Consider the following 18,266-nt stretch of genomic DNA (forward strand, 5'->3'; position numbering starts at 1 on the left):
GGTGGTTTTCATAAATTCATAAGATTCTCGTAAATGGTATTTCGACATCTTTTCGATTCCCGTGTATATTTTTCGGCAATCCGGCAAAAATCTTCATGTCGACAAATAAAAAGCGAAAGGATTTTATTATGTATCGTATATCAGACAAGAACAAAAACACAAAGAAAGTGCGCTGGGTCCTTCTGGAACAGCTTCCAACCATATTATCACCAAAAATGCTGATTTTAGTTTTCCTGTATGCCATGGCGTTTACCCTTCTTCTGCTGGGTCTGCGCATTCTGCATTTTGAAACTTCACTGTCCGGGACTATGACCACACTTACATCAACCGCCGACCACGCAAACACCTCGGTTCTATACCGGCAGGAATCTGCAGAAACGATCCAGCAGGGTATTGCCTCCCGGGTCATCCGCCTTCATGTCATCGCAAACAGCGACACAGCCGAGGATCAGGCACTCAAGCTGAAAGTACGTGATTCCATTATCAAAAACCTGCAGAGCAGTCTGTCCGAAACAGCCTCCGTCCGGGATGCCCGCCGCCAGATCATCGCCCGGATCCCGAAGATCCAACAGAAAGCACAGGAAACAGTCGCCGGAGCGGGCTATGGCTACCCGGTCAAAGTCACTCTCGGCAATCAATATTTTCCGGTGAAGGATTATGGCGATCTGCGTTTTCCTGCCGGCAATTATGAAGCACTCTGTGTCCGGATCGGCTCCGCAGCCGGTCACAACTGGTGGTGCGTCCTGTTCCCAAGCCTGTGCTTTGTCGATGAGACCCACGCTGTTGTCCCTGACGACTCCAAGGAAAAGCTTCAGGATTCTCTTTCACAGGAGGAATACGAGTCTCTTGAAATACATTCTGCCGCCTGCGACTGGATCACTGACAAGCTTCGCTGATTGTTCGACGGAATCACAGAATACATTTTAGGGGATGTTTTCTCTCTATGATCAGCTTGCAACAGCTCCATCACCGGATCGAACATCCCCTTCCGAACTGCACTGGACATTCCATGTATCTTCCCGTACAATAGGGGTAACCCAAATACAGAAACGAGGATTGTCATGAAAGAAAATGTACTGATCTCCATTACCGGCCGCCATCTGACCGACGAGGATGAAAATACCATCGAGACAAAGCAGCCCGGCAAATATGCTTATTTCCGGGGCAAGCATATTATACGCTATGAGGAATATCCGGAGCTTGAGGACGATGTCCCTCCGATCGCGGTGCCATGTATGCTTAAGCTCGATGCCAATAATGTGGTTCTGACCAAAAAAGGGGACACACCGATGAAAATGCATTTTTCACCGGGCATCTCCCACAACACCCTTTATCAGACACCGATCGGTGCCCTGCCTCTGAGCATTGACACGACCCATCTGGAAATGATCGAAAACGATAACGAGATCCGCGTGGAGCTGAGCTACTCCCTGAACATGAACGGCAGCCCGGTCAGCGAATGCACGATGTCCATTCTGGTACAATAATACCGGAGATCTTGCAATTTGAAGCACAAAAGGGCAAAACCAACGTTTTGCCCTTAATTAGCATTATATTACGAACATTTTCCTACACCGGGATCAGCCTCTTACTTCTTATCCGTCTTCTCAGCGGCAGCCTTTGCCTTCGCCTGCATGCCGGTCAGCTTATCCTGCATCCGCGAGCGGAAGGAACGCTTTCCTGTCGGTGTCTCAAGATTGGTACGCAGTCCCTTGACCTCAAGGATATAGATACCGCTTACCTTTGCCTTTACAGACTTCTTCACCGGAATCTGCTCAAAAATCTTCTCATCACACATTAATGACATAATCTGATTTCCGATCTTCGCCTTTACGATCGGCACCTTCTGACCACGGAAACGCTTTGGCGTCTGGTCGATCACAAGCTGTGGAAGCCCCGAATCCTTTAATTTCATTTTCTTCTTGTCAATAACAAGAAATGATGCATTCTGTGCTGCTGCCTGAAGCTGCTTCTGTGACTCCTCCTGGCGGTTCTGCAGCTTCTTACCATAGATGCTGAGTGCAACAAGACCTGCAACAAGTGCAATAATAACAATAATCGTAACAACTACCCATGCCTTTACTGCAAATAACGGCATGAACATCATCCATTCGTTCATAATTCTTCAACCAAACCTTTCTTCAAACTGTTCTTAAGAATACCACATTTTCGTCCCGTTGAAAATACCCATCTACAACTCTGCCGCATTTTTCTTGACCTTTTCGCCGATAATTTCACGAACCTTCTCTGCAACATGCTTCTTCTCAGTCTTCTCCAGATCATCCATATAGATCGGTTTGCAATACTCAACAATAACGTGTGTGCTGTGAATCCACGGGAAATGATTTTCAAATGCTTCATCGGTATTGTTCAGTGCCACCGGAATGATCGGACGATGCGACTTTTCTGCCAGCTTAAAGCTTGCCTGATGAAACTCCAGAAGCTCATCGCCGTGATTTCTCGTTCCCTCCGGAGCAATAAATACAGAATGTCCGGATTTCAAAAGCTCGATTCCTTCCAGTATCGTCTGAAGCCCCTTTTTGAGATCATTGCGATCCAGGAAAAGACATTTCATTGCCTTCATCCAGCGGGTGATCAGCGGAACATGCGCAAGATCATCCTTGGACACAAACGCCATTGGCATTGGTCCGGTTGTATAACCCACCAGAATATCGAAATAACTCCGGTGATTGAAGACATACATTGCCGACTCACCCTGCAGCACATTTTCCTGTCCCTTGACCGTCACCTTCACACCGGCAATAAACAAAATATCCTTAAATGCCCTGCGGATCAGGGTCTGCGCATACCGTGGCTTCATATCCGGATTGATCTTGCCGATGATCCAGCCAACGAACCATGCCGGTATACTAAAAATATAATACAATATCAGGTAAATTACGATTATGATTGTTCTCATTGTGTTCTCCCATTCTTATGATGATGCTTATTCCTGCCTTATAAGCTGCCTCATTGCTCTGTCTGAGGCACCGTATTCTCCTCGGTAGTCTCCTGACCGCCCTGTCCCGGATCCGGGACAGCCGGCGCCACAGTACTCTCTGCCGGATCTGTCGTCGGCGTCTGTACGGACGGTTTCTTTGTCGGCTTGGCAACGGGTTTCTTCGTTGCTTTCGGTTTCTCCTCCGGCTTTTTCGTTGCCTTTGGTTTCTTGGTTGCCTTTGGCTTCTTCGTTGCCTCCGGCTTCTTTGTCGCAGTCGGAGCTGCGGACGGAGTAATAACAGGCTTTACTCTGCCCACCTTTCGGTTCGGCTTCGGCGTCGGAGCCGCTGTCATTACCGGCTCATTCTTGTCATCATCAGGCACATCTCGTATCTTGCCCTCCGGCTCCTTGATCTGCTGATCCACAGTGGTTGTTTTATAATATTCCTCCAGCGTCAGATCCTTCTTGTAAAGATATGTCGCCAGCTTCCTGCCGACATAACGGATATGCCATGGTTCATAGGAATATCCGGTGATCTTCGTCTTATCCTTAGGATATCGAATGATAAATCCGTAATTATGACAGTTTTTCGCAAGCCATTTGCCATCAGAGGTATCTCCAAAGCTTTCCTCCAGCGCGCAATCCACCGCCTCACTGGACACATCAATAGTCAGTCCCGTCTGATGCTCACTGCTGCCCGGCTTTGCGGACACAAGATCGGTCGCTGACTTACCGCGGCTGCTCACATTCCGGTCGTAAATCTCCTTCTGTCTCGCATAGGAACGATACCCGGACACAGCCTTTAAGATCACGCCATCCCGCTCGGCTGCCGCAAACAGCTTCTCCAGCGCACCCGCTGTCACCTTGCGCACATAGCTCTTCTCAAAGGTACCATAAAAACTAAACCGTACGTTTGGCACCACAAGATCAGCCGGAATATAATCCGCACTCATGCGATACTCGCGGTTTACCAGAACAGTGATGCTGTCCTCTTTCGTGTCCACCTTGATCAGCGGACTCTTTTTCTTGGTCTTCTTCACACCGGAGTCCTCATCTTTCTCATCGTCTCCGGTATAATATTCATATCCGGTGTCAGAGGTGTCTGCCGCACTCTCAGACCCCGCCTTTATATTCCCCAGCTGATGCGATAATAAGCCCGCAAAAACAGCCACTAAAACAATCAACACAACAACTGCGCGTTTCATTTGTATTATCCCCCATTTTCTTTCGCACAAAAAACTACATAAAAACTCTGTTTTGCAAATTATTATCCCATATCCTGTTTTCATTTTCAAGGGATTCTGCCGGATATAGAACGAAAATTACTTAATTTTTTATGAAGACGCTTCCTCTGAAATATTTGAGTTTTCAGGAATTTCCTGCTATACTGACTATAATTGTTTATCATGAATTCGAAGCGCCGGGGAGCTTGTTCACTTGCGCATGGCTTTGCCAAATACAACGTGGCATTGCCGGAAAGGGGAGTGTTTTTGATGACAAACGATACGATTACCATAAAGGCACCTGCCAAGATCAATCTGTCGCTCGATGTGACCGGGCGACGTGAGAACGGCTATCACGACCTTCGCATGCTGATGCAGACGATCGACCTGTACGATGAGCTGACGATCAAGAAGACTGCCGAGCCCGGCATTTATTTTTCCATGAACCGGGAGCTGCCGGATCATATCCCTCCGGAGAAGAATCTTGTCTGGAAAGCAGCGAAGCTTCTGCAGGAGCGCTGTCATATCACGGATGGTATTGATATTTATCTGGAAAAAAATATTCCTGCCGCAGCCGGTCTTGCCGGGGGCAGCTCAGACTGTGCCGCTGCGCTGATCGGCATCAACGAGCTGTGTGGTCTCGGTCTGACGCTCGGACAGCTCTGTGACCTCGGTGTAACGCTTGGTGCGGATGTTCCGTTTTGTCTCCAGAAAGGAACAATGCTCTCCGAGGGCATCGGCGAGATCCTGACCAGACTTCCGGATCTTTCCCCTCTGTGGGTGCTTCTGATCAAGCCGGACATTTCTGTGAGTACCGGCTACGTCTACACGCATCTAAAGCTGGACGAGATTACGTCCCATCCGGACACGGAGCACCTGATCGACTGCATCCGCCGTCACGACGACGCCACACTGGCAAGAGGACTTTCCAATGTACTTGAGACAGTCACGATCCCGGAATATCCGATTCTTGCAGAATTGAAACGTTTCCTTTCCGACAACGGTGCGATTGGTTCTCTGATGAGCGGCAGCGGTCCTACCACATACGGACTTTATCAGGATGAGATCCTCGCCCGCATGGCATTAAAGAAGGCAAAGGAGCAGTATCAGGACTACGATGTTCTCCTGTGCCGCACACGTTTACCGGAATAAAAATGGGCAGTTTTCTATACACGATGAACAAGACCGGGACACCGCATATGATCCGCAATGTCCCGGTCTTTTCTATGTAACTTCTGTCCGGCAGCTGCCGCTTTCTTCTCAGCAGCAGTGCCACATTATTCTAAAATTACTCATTCAGATACTTGGAATAATCCTCTGCTGTTGTGACACCGTTTTTCCAGTCTTCCATTTTCTTTTTGGCTGCGTCCACGGTATCCTGACAAATCTCCGGAAGATCCTCGCCCCATGCCTTTGTTGCCTGCTTATAACCCTTCTCAAGAGACTCCATCATAAGATCTGCCTTGCTGGTATCTCCACCGGAAAGAGCGATTGCCATGCTGACCAGACGGTCTGATGTCTGCTCAACGCCCCAGTAACCGTCCTCTGCGATGGATGCCTTCGCATCGTCAATCGTCTGCTGGTCAACCTTTCCTGCGATCTCACGGAAGGTTGCTGCCAGATTGGTTCCTGTTGCCAGATTAAACTTCTCTGCCTGCTTTCCTAAAAGCTTCTGTACCAGACTGTTCATGCTGTCCAGACGTGTCTGCTGATCTGCTTTCAGCTTTGCGATCACGTTGTCTCTATTATAAATCTGATTAGCACTGTCCTTCTTGGTATCCTGACTCTTCTCAAATACTGCAGCGTCCTCCTTGACCTGCTTATCGGTTGTCTCTGCCGCCTTTGCCGCCTTGCTCTCTGTCTCTGCAGCAGTCACGCTGTATGCGCCAACTCCGTTGATTGATGATATACTCATGTTCCCGAACCTCCTTTTCCTTTGCGAACATAATTTACTGCATCTTCTGTTATTATTCTTATCGGCTGATTACGTCCGAAACTTTACAGACCTCGGAAAATTATTTAAACAGGCACCTTTGGTCCAAAACGTCATATCATGAGTGATAAGAATGTTCCGGTTCAAGGAGGCTCTTATGTCTATCCAAAATATGATCGCACGCAAAACGCAGTGCAACTACCGGCTTAACCGTAAAGTCCTCCATATGAAGCACTGCGTTGATGAGGTTAATTCTGTTCTGGATGCGCTCTGTGCTCATGGACACAAACCGAAGCCGATGCCACCGCCAAAGCCTTTCAGGCCAAAGCCGTGTCCGCCACCATGCTTCCCGTGCTGTCCATTCTGCCCGCCGCCAAAGCCGCCCTGTCCGAATGGCTGTGTCCCTCCAAAACCTCCGGCACCACCCTGTCCGAGATCTGAACCGGAGCCAAAATCGGGACCAAGACCTCCTATGCCTCCACACCCGTGCGGCTGTGTCCCTCCAAAGCCGGAACCAAAGCCTCCTGCACCACCCCGTCCGAGACTTGAACCGGATCCAAGCCCTCGCCCTTGCGAATCTCACAGAACGGAGCCCGGACCACACCTTCGACATTCCGGATCACGCAGCCCCGGCTTTTTCTTTCCGCCGTTTCGCTTTTAATGAACTGCAAACTACGCCACCTTGCGGAAGCGAAAATTCGCACCGACCTTTTTCAAGCAGATCAGACAGGTCGGAAAGATAAAAATACACGCTGACACCCACGCTGTCTGATCGCCGAAACAGATTGCCGCATAACCGTAGATCGGAACAAAGATCAGGCTGACCACGATCCTTGCCACCATCTCTGTCACGCCGGAAAATACTGCTCTGCCGGAATAGCCAAGTCCCTGTGTCGTCATGCGGCTCACATTCAGAATGCCGAGACTCCAGAAGAAAAAGCCCTGGCAGAACAGATACATAGCGGCAGCATCCAACACTTTATTTTCCCTGCTGCTGATAAAAATCCGGCACAGATCCCGTCCGAAGAAGATCAACAGGATTCCGGCACACAGACCATACCCCACAGCAACTGCCATTCCCTGAAAAAGTCCCTTGACGATACGTTTCTTTTTGCCTGCACCCAGATTCTGGCTGCAAAAAACGGACACGCCCGTGGCGATCGCATCAAACGGACACATGAAAAACTGCTTCAACCGCAGTGCCGCCGTAAATGCAGAGACATACACAACGCTGTCGAGACTGTTATTGGCATACTGCATCACCATGCTTCCGATCGCCGTGATCGAATACTGCAGTCCCATCGGTACGCCCATGGTGCACATGATCCGCACTCCACGGCTCTGCACATGACAATCCTTTCCGGAAATCCGAAGCACCGGCACCTTTGTCCAGATGTAAATGCAGCACAAAATGCCGCTGACCGCCTGCGCCGTGATCGTTGCAGCCGCCGCGCCGGCACAACCCCAGTGAAATACCAGAATGCAGACAAGATCCAATATAATATTTAACACGGTTGAGATCGCCAGAAATATAAATGGTGTTCTGCTGTCTCCCACCGATCGCAGGATGCTGGACATCAGATTATACAACAATGAAAACGGTATACCGAGAAACAATATGATCAGATAATTATAGGCTCCCTGATAAATCTCATCCGGCGTTGACAAAAGATGCAGGATCTGCGGACAAAGCAGCGCACAGACTGCCGTCAGGATCACCGCAAATACACCGGTCAGGAACATGGAGTGAAAAATATGACTTCTCATCTGTGCCATATCTCCCGCACCGAAGCTTTTGGCGATCGGCACGCCAAAGCCACACGCCAGACCAATGCAAAAGCCGAGTACCAAAAACTGGACACTGCTTGATGCACCTACACTCGCCAGAGCATTCGCCCCCAATGCTCTCCCGACAATCGCCGCATCAATAATATTATAGGTCTGCTGCAAAACATTTCCGATCAAAAGCGGAACTGCGAATCCCATTATCAAAGGCAGTGGTCTGCCCTCTGTCATTTTCTTTGCCATAACTCATCACTCCAAATACTAATAAAAGCAAACAAAAGCTGACAGAAGCTTCATTTCTGAAACCTCTGCCAGCATATTTACATGACATAGATGCCACAATATTTCGGTTAAATTATTTAAGTGTAACCTTAGCACCCTCAGCCTCGAGCTTCTCTTTGATCTCGTTAGCCTCGTCCTTAGAAGCAGCCTCTTTAAGAACCTTAGGAGCGCCATCAACAACTTCCTTAGCTTCCTTCAGTCCAAGACCTGTTACTTCACGAACAACCTTGATAACCTTAACCTTGTTTGCACCAACTTCTGTAAGCTCAACATCGAACTCATCCTTCTCTGCTGCGCCTGCTGCATCTCCGCCTGCTGCTGCTACAACAACGCCTGCTGCTGCAGATACACCAAACTCTTCCTCACATGCCTTAACTAAATCGTTCAGCTCTAACACTGTCATGCCCTTAATAGCATCAATAAATTCCTGTGTAGTCATTTCTATAACCTCCGTATTATTTTCTTTTCGTTTTGTTTCAATAAAATGTTAATTATGCCTCTGCTGCACTATCGCCCTGCTCTGCGATCTGATTAAGCACACGAGCAAGATTGGTGATAGGTGACTGCAAAGAACCAAGCAGCTTGGAAATAAGCTCGTCTCTTGAAGGAATGCTTGCCAGTGCCTTAACACCGTCAACATCATAGAATGTACCCTCAACAACGGCACCCTTGAATTCCAAAGCCTCAGCCTCTTTCGCAACGTTATTTAAAACGCGGATAGGAGCTGTTGCATCTTCCTTAGAAATTGCAATAGCAGATGGTCCGTCTAAAAGATCATCGAGCTGTGCGAAATCAGTACCCTCGAACGCACGCTTCATCAGTGTGTTCTTGTATACCTTGTACTCACAACCTGCCTCTCTCAATCCCTTACGAAGTTTTGTGTCCTGTTCTACAGTCAGTCCACGATAATCAACAAGCACTACTGTAGCAGCGCCATCGATCTTCGCCTTGATTTCATCAACGATTGGCTGTTTTAATTCAACCTTTGCCATAAGATATCTCCTTTCCTGGGCAGTCCCATAATTTTTCCTGCCTTGGGAAGTTCTTATTAAAAAACCTCCCTGCGTAAACACAGAGAGGTGAAATCATCAAAATAATTACATCCTTCCTCGGTAGGCGGTTTCCTTACGCTGAGCTATCAGCACCTACTGTCTACGGCAGTATGACTTGTTTTCACAAATCGAATGACATATTACCACATTCATTCACAATTGTCAACCTTTTATCTTCATTTTTCTTCTCATTTTTCTTGTCCGTTTATGTCTTAATTTTTTTCACACATAAATTTCCCATTCATATCTTAATTCTTCCACTTTTCCATGGTCAGGAATACTTCCACAGGTTTTTGATCTGCGGCACAACCCGTTCCAGATCCCACGTTCTCCGACTGTTCTTTCTGCTGTTCGGGTCGTTGATGATCACCTCGCCATCCTGCGTCACACCGGCAAGCACCAGAAAATGTCCTGCTGTTGTAAAGTCCCCCGGACGCATGGCACAAATGATCACATGCCCGTCCTCCAGCGTCCGCCGGATCGTTTCCGCATCACATGACATCTCTGTACCGTTTAAGCCCATCTTTGCCGCACCTTCCGTCATCAGCGACCATGCCGAGCCCTGACCATCCACATAATAACCATTCCTTTGCGCCATTTTCGCCACCCTCCACGGATTCCATTTTGTCTCTCCTCGACTTTCCGCAACCATCGCAAGACACGTAGGACCACATCCGGTCAGCGCCATAAAATCATTACCGTACTTCCGGTAACCCCATCGCTCATCCCACTGAACAAGCAACGGCACGCTGCTTCCCTGATTCCCCTTCAGATCCTCGTCGGTCAGCTTAATCTTCTGCTTTTTGCCGGCATTTTCAGGATAATCCTTCACAAACTGTCTTGTCTCCCTGTTCTTTTTTGCAAGCTCCACCAGTTGATCCGGATAAGTTCCGTCTTCGTTTTTCAGAAACTGATCCTGTCCCAGAGAAATCCGCTCCGAAACCGCCTCCATTCCGTTCTTCAAAATATTTCCGGCACCGCCGTTCCACGTCAGCAGACGGAACCCCCCGATCACCAGAAGCACCGTCAGCACAAGTCTTCGTTTCTTTCTTCTTTTCCATTTCCGCATCCTTTGTCCCCCATTTCTGTTTCTGTGTGATTACCATTATAGGATCTCCTGTCCGAAAATGCCTTTGCTTTTCCTCAAGAAAACCTAATGTTTCTCTGAATATTCCTGCGGCGTAATTTTACATTAAAGAAGCAATGTGATAAGATAGGGGCTGAAAACACAATACGAGAAAGGATAATCCTCATGAACGAAACAGAAAATATATCCGAAGAAACAACGGTCGATAAAAAAGAAAAGAAATTTTCTATTGTAGATACCCTGCAATTTCTGTTCCTGCTTGCTGTGATCGCACTGATCATATTTATCCGCCAGATGCCGCTTTTCACGGTAGACGGAAACAGCATGAACAACACCTACACGAACGGCGATCTGCTGGTCGGCGACAAGAAAGCAGAGATTGCCGAGGGAGACATCCTGATCATATACAGCGATGTTCTCAAGGAACGCATCGTTAAGCGCTGCATCGGTCTTCCTGGCGATCAGGTCGATATTAAGGACAACGTTGTGTATGTCAACGGCAAGGCTCTGACAGAGAACTATATCGCCGAGCCGATGAATACCTCCGATATGTCCATCCGGTTATCCGATAACGAATATTTTGTGATGGGTGACAATCGGAACAATTCCACCGACAGCCGTGAGATCGGACCGATCCGGAAGGACAAGATTGAGGCAAAGGTAACGCACAATCTTACAAAGCAGTATCACATCACACCCGTTCATCTCAAATGGTTTAAGCGCATCGTGATCATCGGCGCCGCCTGCTACATTATCTATACGATCCTTGGAAGTTTTCTGCTGCCGCTCTTTTCCGGAAAACGCGACACAGACGAGCCGGTGCATTCCGATCACGATCAAACAGAGAAATAATTCTGCAGCTGCTTTAATATGTTTCACAGACGAATATTTAAACGGCAAAAAGGGTGTCCCCAAAACGGGACACCCTCTGCTTTTTTCTATAACATATATCTGCGCACGTTTTTTACGCATGGCGGAGTTTCGAAGAAACTCCTAATATGAGTCCTAAAGGACTCATTATAACATATATTTGCGCACGTTTTTTTGCGCATAGCGGAGTTTCGGAGAAACTCCTAATATGAGTCCCTTGGGACTCATTATATCTTTATTTACTCTTCTTCTCTGTGATCGCTTCCATGCCACCCATATAAGGTCTTAATGCCTCCGGAATCTTAACACTGCCGTCTGCCTGCAGATTGTTCTCGAGGAATGCGATCAGCATACGAGGTGGTGCAACAACTGTGTTATTCAGTGTATGTGCAAAATACTTATTGCCGTCTTCGCCCTTCACACGGATCTTTAAACGGCGTGCCTGTGCATCACCCAGATTAGAGCAGCTTCCAACCTCAAAGTACTTCTTCTGACGCGGAGACCATGCCTCAACATCAATAGACTTCACCTTCAGGTCTGCCAGATCTCCGGAGCAGCACTCCAATGTACGAACCGGGATATCCAGTGAACGGAACAGATCAACCGTGTTCTGCCACAGCTTATCAAACCACTCCTTGCTCTCCTCCGGCTTGCAGACAACGATCATTTCCTGCTTCTCGAACTGATGGATACGGTAAACACCACGCTCCTCGATACCATGTGCACCCTTCTCCTTACGGAAGCACGGAGAATAGCTTGTCAGTGTGCGAGGCAGTGACTGTTCCTCCAGAATCGTATCAATAAACTTACCGATCATAGAATGCTCGCTGGTACCGATCAGGTAGAGATCCTCACCCTCGATCTTATACATCATCGCATCCATCTCTGCAAAGCTCATAACGCCTGTCACGACGTTGCTTCGGATCATATACGGCGGAATGCAGTAAGTAAATCCACGATTGATCATAAAATCTCTTGCATAAGCAAGAACTGCAGAATGAAGTCTTGCAATATCGCCCATCAGATAATAAAATCCGTTACCGGCAACCTTTCCTGCAGCGTCAAGATCAATACCGTCAAAACGCTCCATGATCTCTGTATGATAAGGCACCTCAAAGTCAGGCACAACCGGATCACCATACTTCTGAATCTCCACATTCTCGCTGTCATCCTTACCGATCGGTACGCTTGGGTCAATAATATTCGGAATGACCATCATGATCTTCTGAATCTTCTCTGCAAGCTCCGGTTCCTTTGCCTGCAGCTCTTCCAGACGAGGGGCGATCTCTGCAACCTCAGCCTTTCTCTGCTCAGCCTCATCCTTCTTGCCCTGTGCCATCAGACCACCGATCTCTTTGGAGATCTTCTTGCGGCGTGCGCGGAGCTCATCAGCCTCCTGCTGTGTCTTTCTCGCCTCTGCATCGAGTGCGATCACCTCATCCACAAGTGGAAGCTTGTCCTCCTGAAACTTATTTTTGATGTTCTGTTTTACGATGTCAGGATTTTCTCTGACAAATTTCAAGTCTAACATTTCTTTTCTCCTTTATGATTGATTCGCTCAAAAAGCATTTTTCAAATACAACGTTCTTCATGGCGCCATAATAAATCACGCCCTCAAACACATCGCATCCTATCTTTTTCGCATACTCCTCCTGAAGCCTGGTATGAATACCCCCACAGGTGACGGTAAGACCCATCTCCTTCGCCATCTCCACCGTCTTCTGAAATACCACGGTATCCTTTTCATTGATCATATGCTCGCTGAAATACTCTCCATGGAACTTAATACCGGTCACCGGCAGACGACGCATTGAATTAACTGCTGTATGATCGGCACCAAACCGGCTGATGATCACCCGGTACCCCAGATTCGTCAGGTTACGGATCGCCACCTCAAATGCTGTGGTCGCATCGGCGAAGAATCGCTCCGGAATCTCAAAAATGAAATCCTCCGGTTCCAGATTATTCCGCTCCACAACAATATTATGAATGCGCTCAACCGCATGCCGGGTCGACAGCTGGCTTGCCGTCATCTCCAGCGAAACAGGAATGACCGTATTGCCCTTTGCCTTCCAGGCACCAATGTTATCTGCAACCTCCTGCAGCAGATAGAAACTAAACTCCTCTAACTGCGTGCCGCGCTCCATCAGATGCATGATCTGCGTATACTCAAAATACTGACCATCCTTCATAAGGATCCTCGGTATCGCCTTGCACCCAATTACATGATCCTTATCCCCTCTGATACGCGGAAGATAGCTGATCTCGACCGTCCGTTCGTCCATCGCACGTCGGATCTCTCCCGCCATCTCGTCCTCGCGGGACAACTGCTGCTCCATATCCTCGGTATAGATCGCATAATGATTGCCGCGAAGTCCCTTAATGCTTCTTCTGGCAAGATCTGCTTTCTCCAACATTCCTAAAAGTTCGTGATCCTCCTGCTGGATCAGATAAACTCCAACCGTCGATCCGAAGTCAATGTTGTCCTCCTCCGCCTCAACCTCCTGCTGATGACGGACAACTGCGGACATTGCGCGAACCAGTTCCTTGTGACTTCCGTACTGAAAGAGAACGACGAAATAGTCTCCGTCTACTCTCGCACACATTCCATCCTTTGTCAAATGATTTAACAAAACATCCGAAAATGCTTTCAAAATCCGATTACTTACATAAAAGCCATAATGATGGCTGAAGCTCTGAAATTCATTGATATCCGCACAGATCAATGCATAGTGTGAATCCTCTCTCCGGTTCGACAGGATCTTCTCAGCCTTACGCAGGAACGATGCATACGGTAAAAGACCGGTGATTGTATCCTCTGTCTTCGCTCTTGCTGACGCCGCAAGCTTCTTCAGTTTGCCTGCAACCTGTGTAATCTCCAGATCTGCCGGCTTTGACTCCTGTGGCTTCAATGCCGTCTGTTCTCCGTCGGAAAGAAGCCTCGTCAAGCCATAGACAACAGCTCCCTTTCCCGGTCTCTTCTCCGTATAGGTACTGATCTGCATTCTGTGATAAGCACCGTGACTATTGATCACCCGGAAGACATCCTGATATCTGCCCTCCTGCTCAATCCAGAAATTGCGCATCTCCATAAACTTTGACACGTCATCCGGATGAATGATCGTCTGAAGCTTCTCGTCTGAAAACTGCCCCTCCAGAATAGACTCCGGCGAATACGACTCACCCAGATCGCCATCCCGGCGCAGCACCTGATTCTCCAGATCGTAGGTCCAGATTGTCTCCTTCAGCATGCTGGTGACCACATTCGAGCGGTGATTGTTGTCCGCAAGCTCTGCCTCCGCCTGCTTTCTGGCGGTAATATCCACGATTACGCACAGATAAACCGGCTTTCCATCGTCATCATCAATCCGCGTACCATTAATGTAAGACCAGCGGATCTCGCCACTTTTCGCCATAATCCGGTACTCCACCGCCAAAGGTCCCCGGTTCTCGATTGCCTGCCTGATAAGGCTCGTCACCATATCCAGATCCTCCGGATAAACAAGCTTCGAGGTATCATTATGAAACTGCATGCTGTACTCCGATCGGCTGTATCCCGCCAATCGGAAGAAACCATCATTCGCATAAAGGATCTTAAAATCATTCAAGCGAACCTTGATCACACCACCCGGAATACTGTTTGCGATAAGATCCAGCTCTCTTTTGGCATTGTAGACATCCTGCAGATGCCGCTTAGAACCCGAAATATCCAGACATGAGCAATAATACACCATACTCCCCGGCTCCGCTTCTCTCTTCGCCGTAAAAGAAATCCAGATGATCGATTCATCCTTGCGCTTCGCCCGAAACTCCAGATGAATACTACCGCCCATACTGACCTGACGCGCCATCAGCGCTTTCATACGCTGCTTCTCCTCCGGGAGCGCCGGTCCCATGACCTTATTATCAAAGCATTCCTCAAACTCCTCCGGGGTATACTGAAACATTCTGTAAAATCCGTCATTGGCATATATGATCTGAGGCTCCGCCTGCATCTTCGTGATCATCATGCCGCACTCCGACATGCCTGCCAGTCTGGCAAATTGTTCCTTGTGCATCTCAAAACCGCTCTCTGCTATCTTATCTGAAATCGTTTCCATACCACGCACCCCCTTTGTATCCTGTAAATCTCCTTATCTTACAGCTTCGCCGGACCGTCTCCGATCTGTACTACATAGAAATCGGCGGCATATCCGATTGCTGCCTTATAGGCTGTGCCAACCTTCTCAATAAATGTATCAACGGCATCATCCTTTACAATACTTACGGTGCATCCCCCAAAGCCTGCTCCTGTCATACGGGAACCGATCACACCTTCAACCTTCCAGGCTTCCTCCACCAGTGTATCAAGCTCAATACCGGTCACCTCATAATCATCTCTCAGCGAAACATGAGACGCATTCATCAGCTTACCGAACAGCTCAATATCATTTGCCTTCAATGCCTGTACTGCCTTGATCGTGCGCTGGTTCTCATATACCGCATGCTTTGCTCTCTTCTGGCGGGTTGCATCCTTGATCGCATCCCTCACCTCTTCAAACTGCTCCTCGCTCAGGTCACCAAGGCTGTCCACCTTCACCTTCTGCCGGATCTCCTCCAGAGCCTCCTCGCACTCTGCACGGCGCTCATTATACTTGGAATCTCCAAGGCCACGCTTCTTATTGCTGCAGGAAATCACGATCTTTGCACCCTCCAGCTTGATCGGTGCATATTCAAATGAAAGATCTGCCGTATCCAGAAAGATTGCATGATCCTTCTTGCCCATAGCGATTGCAAACTGATCCATAATTCCACAGTTGACACCGTTGAAATTATTCTCCGAAAACTGTCCCAGAAGTGCCAGATCCTGATTGGAAATACCAAGATCAAACAGATCATTCAGAATATAACCCGTCAGCACCTCCACCGATGCAGAAGACGAAAGTCCCGAACCATTCGGGATATTACCAAACAGCATCAGATCAATACCACACGGGATCTCATAGCCCTTCTCACGCAACGCCCACATCACGCCCTTCGGATAGTTCGTCCATCCGGCATTCTTGCGCGGCGTAAGATCATCAAGACTTGACTCGATCACGTTCAGATGCTCAAAATTCATAGAATAAAAGCGAAGCTTATTGTCATTTCTCTTGCGAACGGCTCCATATGTACCGATCGTCAGGGCGCACGGAAATACATGTCCGCCGTTGTAATCGGTATGCTCACCGATCAGATTCACACGTCCCGGTGCAAAATAAACACCAATCTGTCCCTCCGCTCCAAAAATCTCCTGAAATCTCTTATAAATCTTTTCCTTCATGGTCTGTCCCTCCGTCGTGTTCTATGAAAGGGCTCGAAAATATCGCCCCTCCATCTGATGCTCCGGATCGATCCATTGATATCATTGCCGTGCATCATTATATAAAGTATATTATATACTATTCACGTTTGGAAAACAAGAAGGAGGATGGGATCGGGAGGGTGGATGCCTTTTGCCCCCAATATCATATTATATCTCTTTATTTTCCCTAAGATACTTCAGGAACGCCGTACAACCCTCCAGCACGTCATCGTACGTCACATCAAAATTGCCGGTGTACCACGGATCCGCAATGTCCCGATGACTGCCCGCAAACTCCAGCAGCTTGTACACCTTGCCGTCCGGGTCGCCCTTCAGCATGCGATGGAGATTTTTCATATTCCATTCGTCCATGCCGATAATATAGTCTGCCTCCTGATAATCCTGCCAGGTGATCTGCGTGGCGCGGTGCGGCAGCACCGGAATGCCGACCTCACGCAGCTTGCGGACAGTGCCGTGGTGTGGCTGGTTGCCGATCTCCTCCGTGCTGGTGGCACGGGAGTCGATGTGGAACTGATCGGTGAGGTGCTGTTCGTTGACAAGGTGCTGGAAAACGAACTGCGCCATGGTGGAACGGCAGATGTTGCCGTGGCATACGAAAAGTACTCGAATGCTCATAATTTCTCCTTTCAAAAGGCGCTTTCCTGCTGCCATTTGCAGCGTTTTGCGCGGTGTTAATTTTTCTTTATGCATTGGTCATTTCTGTACATAAAATGCAAATCTTAGCAAAATTTTGCAAGATGTGTACAGTAATCGTAGTAGAAACGGAGTAGAACTACTCAATAATTACTACTCTTCTTCGATAATTAGTTCTACATTGTCCGAACCACAAACTGGACATTTTTCAGGCATCTTTCTAGCCTGGTCGTAATCCTGAAGGAAACAATTTTTGCATAACATATACTCTCTTGAATATAATGCATGTCTTTTTGCATTTAGTTGATAAAGGATCTCATATCTGCTAGGATTTTTTCCTATGATAAAATCAGGAGTAAGAAAAATTGATGTTTTCACTTTTAAAAATGTATCATCAATCTCTGTTTCCCTATAATCATAGTCATCATACATAAAGATCACATATCTTCTCTCTCGTTCTCCAGACCATTTAGCATCCTTCACCGATAAAATCCAATATTGCATTATCTCTTCTAAGAATTTCTTTTTTTCCGCGTCACTCATATTAAACATATCAATAACACCAAACAAATATGTTAATTCCCGCTTTGCTTCCTCAACATCGTAAATAACATCAAACGCTAAAGTTTGCGCTATATACGGGCGTTCTATTTCATTTGGCATATCATTTTCAACGCCTGCCTTTTTCTTCAAATGCCATATTCCAATAGGCGCTATTAATTCAGAAATTCTATCATTCTTATAACCATATAGGCACTGTCCATACCCATCCTGCATATCTGAATTATTAACACTTTTACTGAATGATGAAACATAATATATTCTGGTAGCTGTAAAATTAATATCACTAACCCATTTATATGTAATCCAAGATTTATCTTCAAATAATTCTGGTACAACTCTTTGCTCACGTTCATCATTTAATAGCGTAGTTTTCTTCATCCAAATCTGGTGATTTTTCACACTTTCTCTTGCCACTTCAATCGGAAGATATTTACAAATATAGTCTTCATTGTACCCATTTCTAGACTTCAAAATAAAATTACTTATTTGTGTCATTAACACACCTTTTGTTGGGCGCTCTATAGGCGATTCGTTATTTCTCTTAAGTAATTC

General features: G+C 47.4%; 18 protein-coding genes and 1 other annotated feature. Of the genes, 4 read left to right on the forward strand and 14 right to left on the reverse strand.

The window, feature by feature from the left end; all coding sequences use genetic code 11:
• The first annotated feature begins 128 nt into the window (after positions 1-128).
• Positions 129-896 (forward strand): stage II sporulation protein R, encoded by a 768-nt coding sequence (spoIIR, locus tag ACZLMD_RS00850; protein WP_484108713.1) that lies wholly within the window; start codon positions 129-131, stop codon positions 894-896.
• Between the two features lie 165 nt (positions 897-1,061).
• Positions 1,062-1,487 (forward strand): YwiB family protein, encoded by a 426-nt coding sequence (locus ACZLMD_RS00855; RefSeq protein ID WP_118559460.1) that lies wholly within the window; start codon positions 1,062-1,064, stop codon positions 1,485-1,487.
• A gap of 101 nt (positions 1,488-1,588) precedes the next feature.
• Here the strand turns inward: ACZLMD_RS00855 and ACZLMD_RS00860 are convergent, their stop codons facing one another.
• From ACZLMD_RS00860 to ACZLMD_RS00870, 3 genes are all read right to left on the reverse strand, one after another.
• Positions 1,589-2,119: a hypothetical protein gene (locus ACZLMD_RS00860; RefSeq protein ID WP_243100536.1), complete on the reverse strand. Its 531-nt coding sequence runs from the start codon at positions 2,117-2,119 to the stop codon at positions 1,589-1,591.
• Positions 2,120-2,191: 72 nt separating this feature from the next.
• The gene (locus tag ACZLMD_RS00865) at positions 2,192-2,920 is read right to left on the reverse strand and encodes a lysophospholipid acyltransferase family protein (RefSeq protein ID WP_482523481.1); all 729 of its coding nucleotides are present in this window, start codon (positions 2,918-2,920) and stop codon (positions 2,192-2,194) included.
• Between the two features lie 50 nt (positions 2,921-2,970).
• Positions 2,971-4,146, reverse strand: a complete 1,176-nt coding sequence (locus ACZLMD_RS00870; protein WP_489494953.1) for a M15 family metallopeptidase — start codon at positions 4,144-4,146, stop codon at positions 2,971-2,973.
• Between the two features lie 288 nt (positions 4,147-4,434).
• Here ACZLMD_RS00870 and ispE point away from each other — a divergent pair, with 288 nt between their 5' ends.
• Positions 4,435-5,316, forward strand: coding sequence for a 4-(cytidine 5'-diphospho)-2-C-methyl-D-erythritol kinase (gene ispE, locus ACZLMD_RS00875; RefSeq protein ID WP_022305890.1), 882 nt, complete (start codon positions 4,435-4,437; stop codon positions 5,314-5,316).
• Between the two features lie 136 nt (positions 5,317-5,452).
• Here the strand turns inward: ispE and ACZLMD_RS00880 are convergent, their stop codons facing one another.
• The 6 genes from ACZLMD_RS00880 to ACZLMD_RS00905 form a co-directional block, all read right to left on the reverse strand.
• On the reverse strand, positions 5,453-6,079 hold the full coding sequence (locus ACZLMD_RS00880; protein WP_489494954.1) for a hypothetical protein: 627 nt from the start codon (positions 6,077-6,079) through the stop codon (positions 5,453-5,455).
• Between the two features lie 335 nt (positions 6,080-6,414).
• Positions 6,415-6,561, reverse strand: coding sequence for a hypothetical protein (locus tag ACZLMD_RS00885; RefSeq protein WP_489494955.1), 147 nt, complete (start codon positions 6,559-6,561; stop codon positions 6,415-6,417).
• Positions 6,562-6,769: 208 nt separating this feature from the next.
• On the reverse strand, positions 6,770-8,125 hold the full coding sequence (locus tag ACZLMD_RS00890; protein WP_489494956.1) for an MATE family efflux transporter: 1,356 nt from the start codon (positions 8,123-8,125) through the stop codon (positions 6,770-6,772).
• A 112-nt stretch (positions 8,126-8,237) separates the two neighbouring features.
• Complete coding sequence (gene rplL, locus ACZLMD_RS00895; RefSeq protein WP_022305894.1) at positions 8,238-8,603, reverse strand: 50S ribosomal protein L7/L12; 366 nt, start codon at positions 8,601-8,603, stop codon at positions 8,238-8,240.
• Between the two features lie 52 nt (positions 8,604-8,655).
• Complete coding sequence (gene rplJ / locus ACZLMD_RS00900; protein WP_482521375.1) at positions 8,656-9,156, reverse strand: 50S ribosomal protein L10; 501 nt, start codon at positions 9,154-9,156, stop codon at positions 8,656-8,658.
• Positions 9,157-9,205: 49 nt separating this feature from the next.
• Positions 9,206-9,340 (reverse strand) — a sequence feature (ribosomal protein L10 leader region).
• A gap of 147 nt (positions 9,341-9,487) precedes the next feature.
• A complete protein-coding gene (locus ACZLMD_RS00905) occupies positions 9,488-10,285 on the reverse strand; it encodes a C39 family peptidase (protein WP_486817904.1) in 798 nt (265 codons plus the stop codon).
• 183 nt (positions 10,286-10,468) lie between these two features.
• Here ACZLMD_RS00905 and lepB point away from each other — a divergent pair, with 183 nt between their 5' ends.
• Positions 10,469-11,155 (forward strand): signal peptidase I, encoded by a 687-nt coding sequence (gene lepB / locus ACZLMD_RS00910; protein WP_486817905.1) that lies wholly within the window; start codon positions 10,469-10,471, stop codon positions 11,153-11,155.
• 253 nt (positions 11,156-11,408) lie between these two features.
• Here lepB and serS read toward each other — a convergent pair whose 3' ends face one another.
• The 5 genes from serS to ACZLMD_RS00935 form a co-directional block, all read right to left on the reverse strand.
• Positions 11,409-12,704: a serine--tRNA ligase gene (gene serS / locus ACZLMD_RS00915; RefSeq protein WP_022305119.1), complete on the reverse strand. Its 1,296-nt coding sequence runs from the start codon at positions 12,702-12,704 to the stop codon at positions 11,409-11,411.
• Positions 12,670-15,273 (reverse strand): EAL domain-containing protein, encoded by a 2,604-nt coding sequence (locus ACZLMD_RS00920; RefSeq protein ID WP_489494957.1) that lies wholly within the window; start codon positions 15,271-15,273, stop codon positions 12,670-12,672. The genes serS and ACZLMD_RS00920 overlap by 35 nt, the downstream gene beginning before the upstream one ends.
• 38 nt (positions 15,274-15,311) lie before the next feature.
• The gene (locus tag ACZLMD_RS00925; protein WP_482521370.1) at positions 15,312-16,475 is read right to left on the reverse strand and encodes a galactokinase; all 1,164 of its coding nucleotides are present in this window, start codon (positions 16,473-16,475) and stop codon (positions 15,312-15,314) included.
• Between the two features lie 189 nt (positions 16,476-16,664).
• Positions 16,665-17,132, reverse strand: coding sequence for a low molecular weight protein-tyrosine-phosphatase (locus ACZLMD_RS00930; RefSeq protein WP_489494958.1), 468 nt, complete (start codon positions 17,130-17,132; stop codon positions 16,665-16,667).
• 171 nt (positions 17,133-17,303) lie between these two features.
• On the reverse strand, positions 17,304-18,266 hold a 963-nt coding region (locus ACZLMD_RS00935), incomplete at its 5' end, for a hypothetical protein (RefSeq protein WP_489494959.1).

The organism is Jutongia sp. (assembly GCF_057878315.1).

What these genes read in the sequence shown, in the direction of transcription:
- spoIIR (WP_484108713.1), top strand. Translation starts at nt 129, where the DNA reads ATGTATCGTATATCAGACAAGAACAAAAACACAAAGAAAGTGCGCTGG.
- ACZLMD_RS00855 (WP_118559460.1), top strand. Translation starts at nt 1,062, where the DNA reads ATGAAAGAAAATGTACTGATCTCCATTACCGGCCGCCATCTGACCGAC.
- ACZLMD_RS00860 (WP_243100536.1), bottom strand. Translation starts at nt 2,119, where the DNA reads ATGAACGAATGGATGATGTTCATGCCGTTATTTGCAGTAAAGGCATGG.
- ACZLMD_RS00865 (WP_482523481.1), bottom strand. Translation starts at nt 2,920, where the DNA reads ATGAGAACAATCATAATCGTAATTTACCTGATATTGTATTATATTTTT.
- ACZLMD_RS00870 (WP_489494953.1), bottom strand. Translation starts at nt 4,146, where the DNA reads ATGAAACGCGCAGTTGTTGTGTTGATTGTTTTAGTGGCTGTTTTTGCG.
- ispE (WP_022305890.1), top strand. Translation starts at nt 4,435, where the DNA reads ATGACAAACGATACGATTACCATAAAGGCACCTGCCAAGATCAATCTG.
- ACZLMD_RS00880 (WP_489494954.1), bottom strand. Translation starts at nt 6,079, where the DNA reads ATGAGTATATCATCAATCAACGGAGTTGGCGCATACAGCGTGACTGCT.
- ACZLMD_RS00890 (WP_489494956.1), bottom strand. Translation starts at nt 8,125, where the DNA reads ATGGCAAAGAAAATGACAGAGGGCAGACCACTGCCTTTGATAATGGGA.
- rplL (WP_022305894.1), bottom strand. Translation starts at nt 8,603, where the DNA reads ATGACTACACAGGAATTTATTGATGCTATTAAGGGCATGACAGTGTTA.
- rplJ (WP_482521375.1), bottom strand. Translation starts at nt 9,156, where the DNA reads ATGGCAAAGGTTGAATTAAAACAGCCAATCGTTGATGAAATCAAGGCG.
- ACZLMD_RS00905 (WP_486817904.1), bottom strand. Translation starts at nt 10,285, where the DNA reads ATGCGGAAATGGAAAAGAAGAAAGAAACGAAGACTTGTGCTGACGGTG.
- lepB (WP_486817905.1), top strand. Translation starts at nt 10,469, where the DNA reads ATGAACGAAACAGAAAATATATCCGAAGAAACAACGGTCGATAAAAAA.
- serS (WP_022305119.1), bottom strand. Translation starts at nt 12,704, where the DNA reads ATGTTAGACTTGAAATTTGTCAGAGAAAATCCTGACATCGTAAAACAG.
- ACZLMD_RS00920 (WP_489494957.1), bottom strand. Translation starts at nt 15,273, where the DNA reads ATGGAAACGATTTCAGATAAGATAGCAGAGAGCGGTTTTGAGATGCAC.
- ACZLMD_RS00925 (WP_482521370.1), bottom strand. Translation starts at nt 16,475, where the DNA reads ATGAAGGAAAAGATTTATAAGAGATTTCAGGAGATTTTTGGAGCGGAG.
- ACZLMD_RS00930 (WP_489494958.1), bottom strand. Translation starts at nt 17,132, where the DNA reads ATGAGCATTCGAGTACTTTTCGTATGCCACGGCAACATCTGCCGTTCC.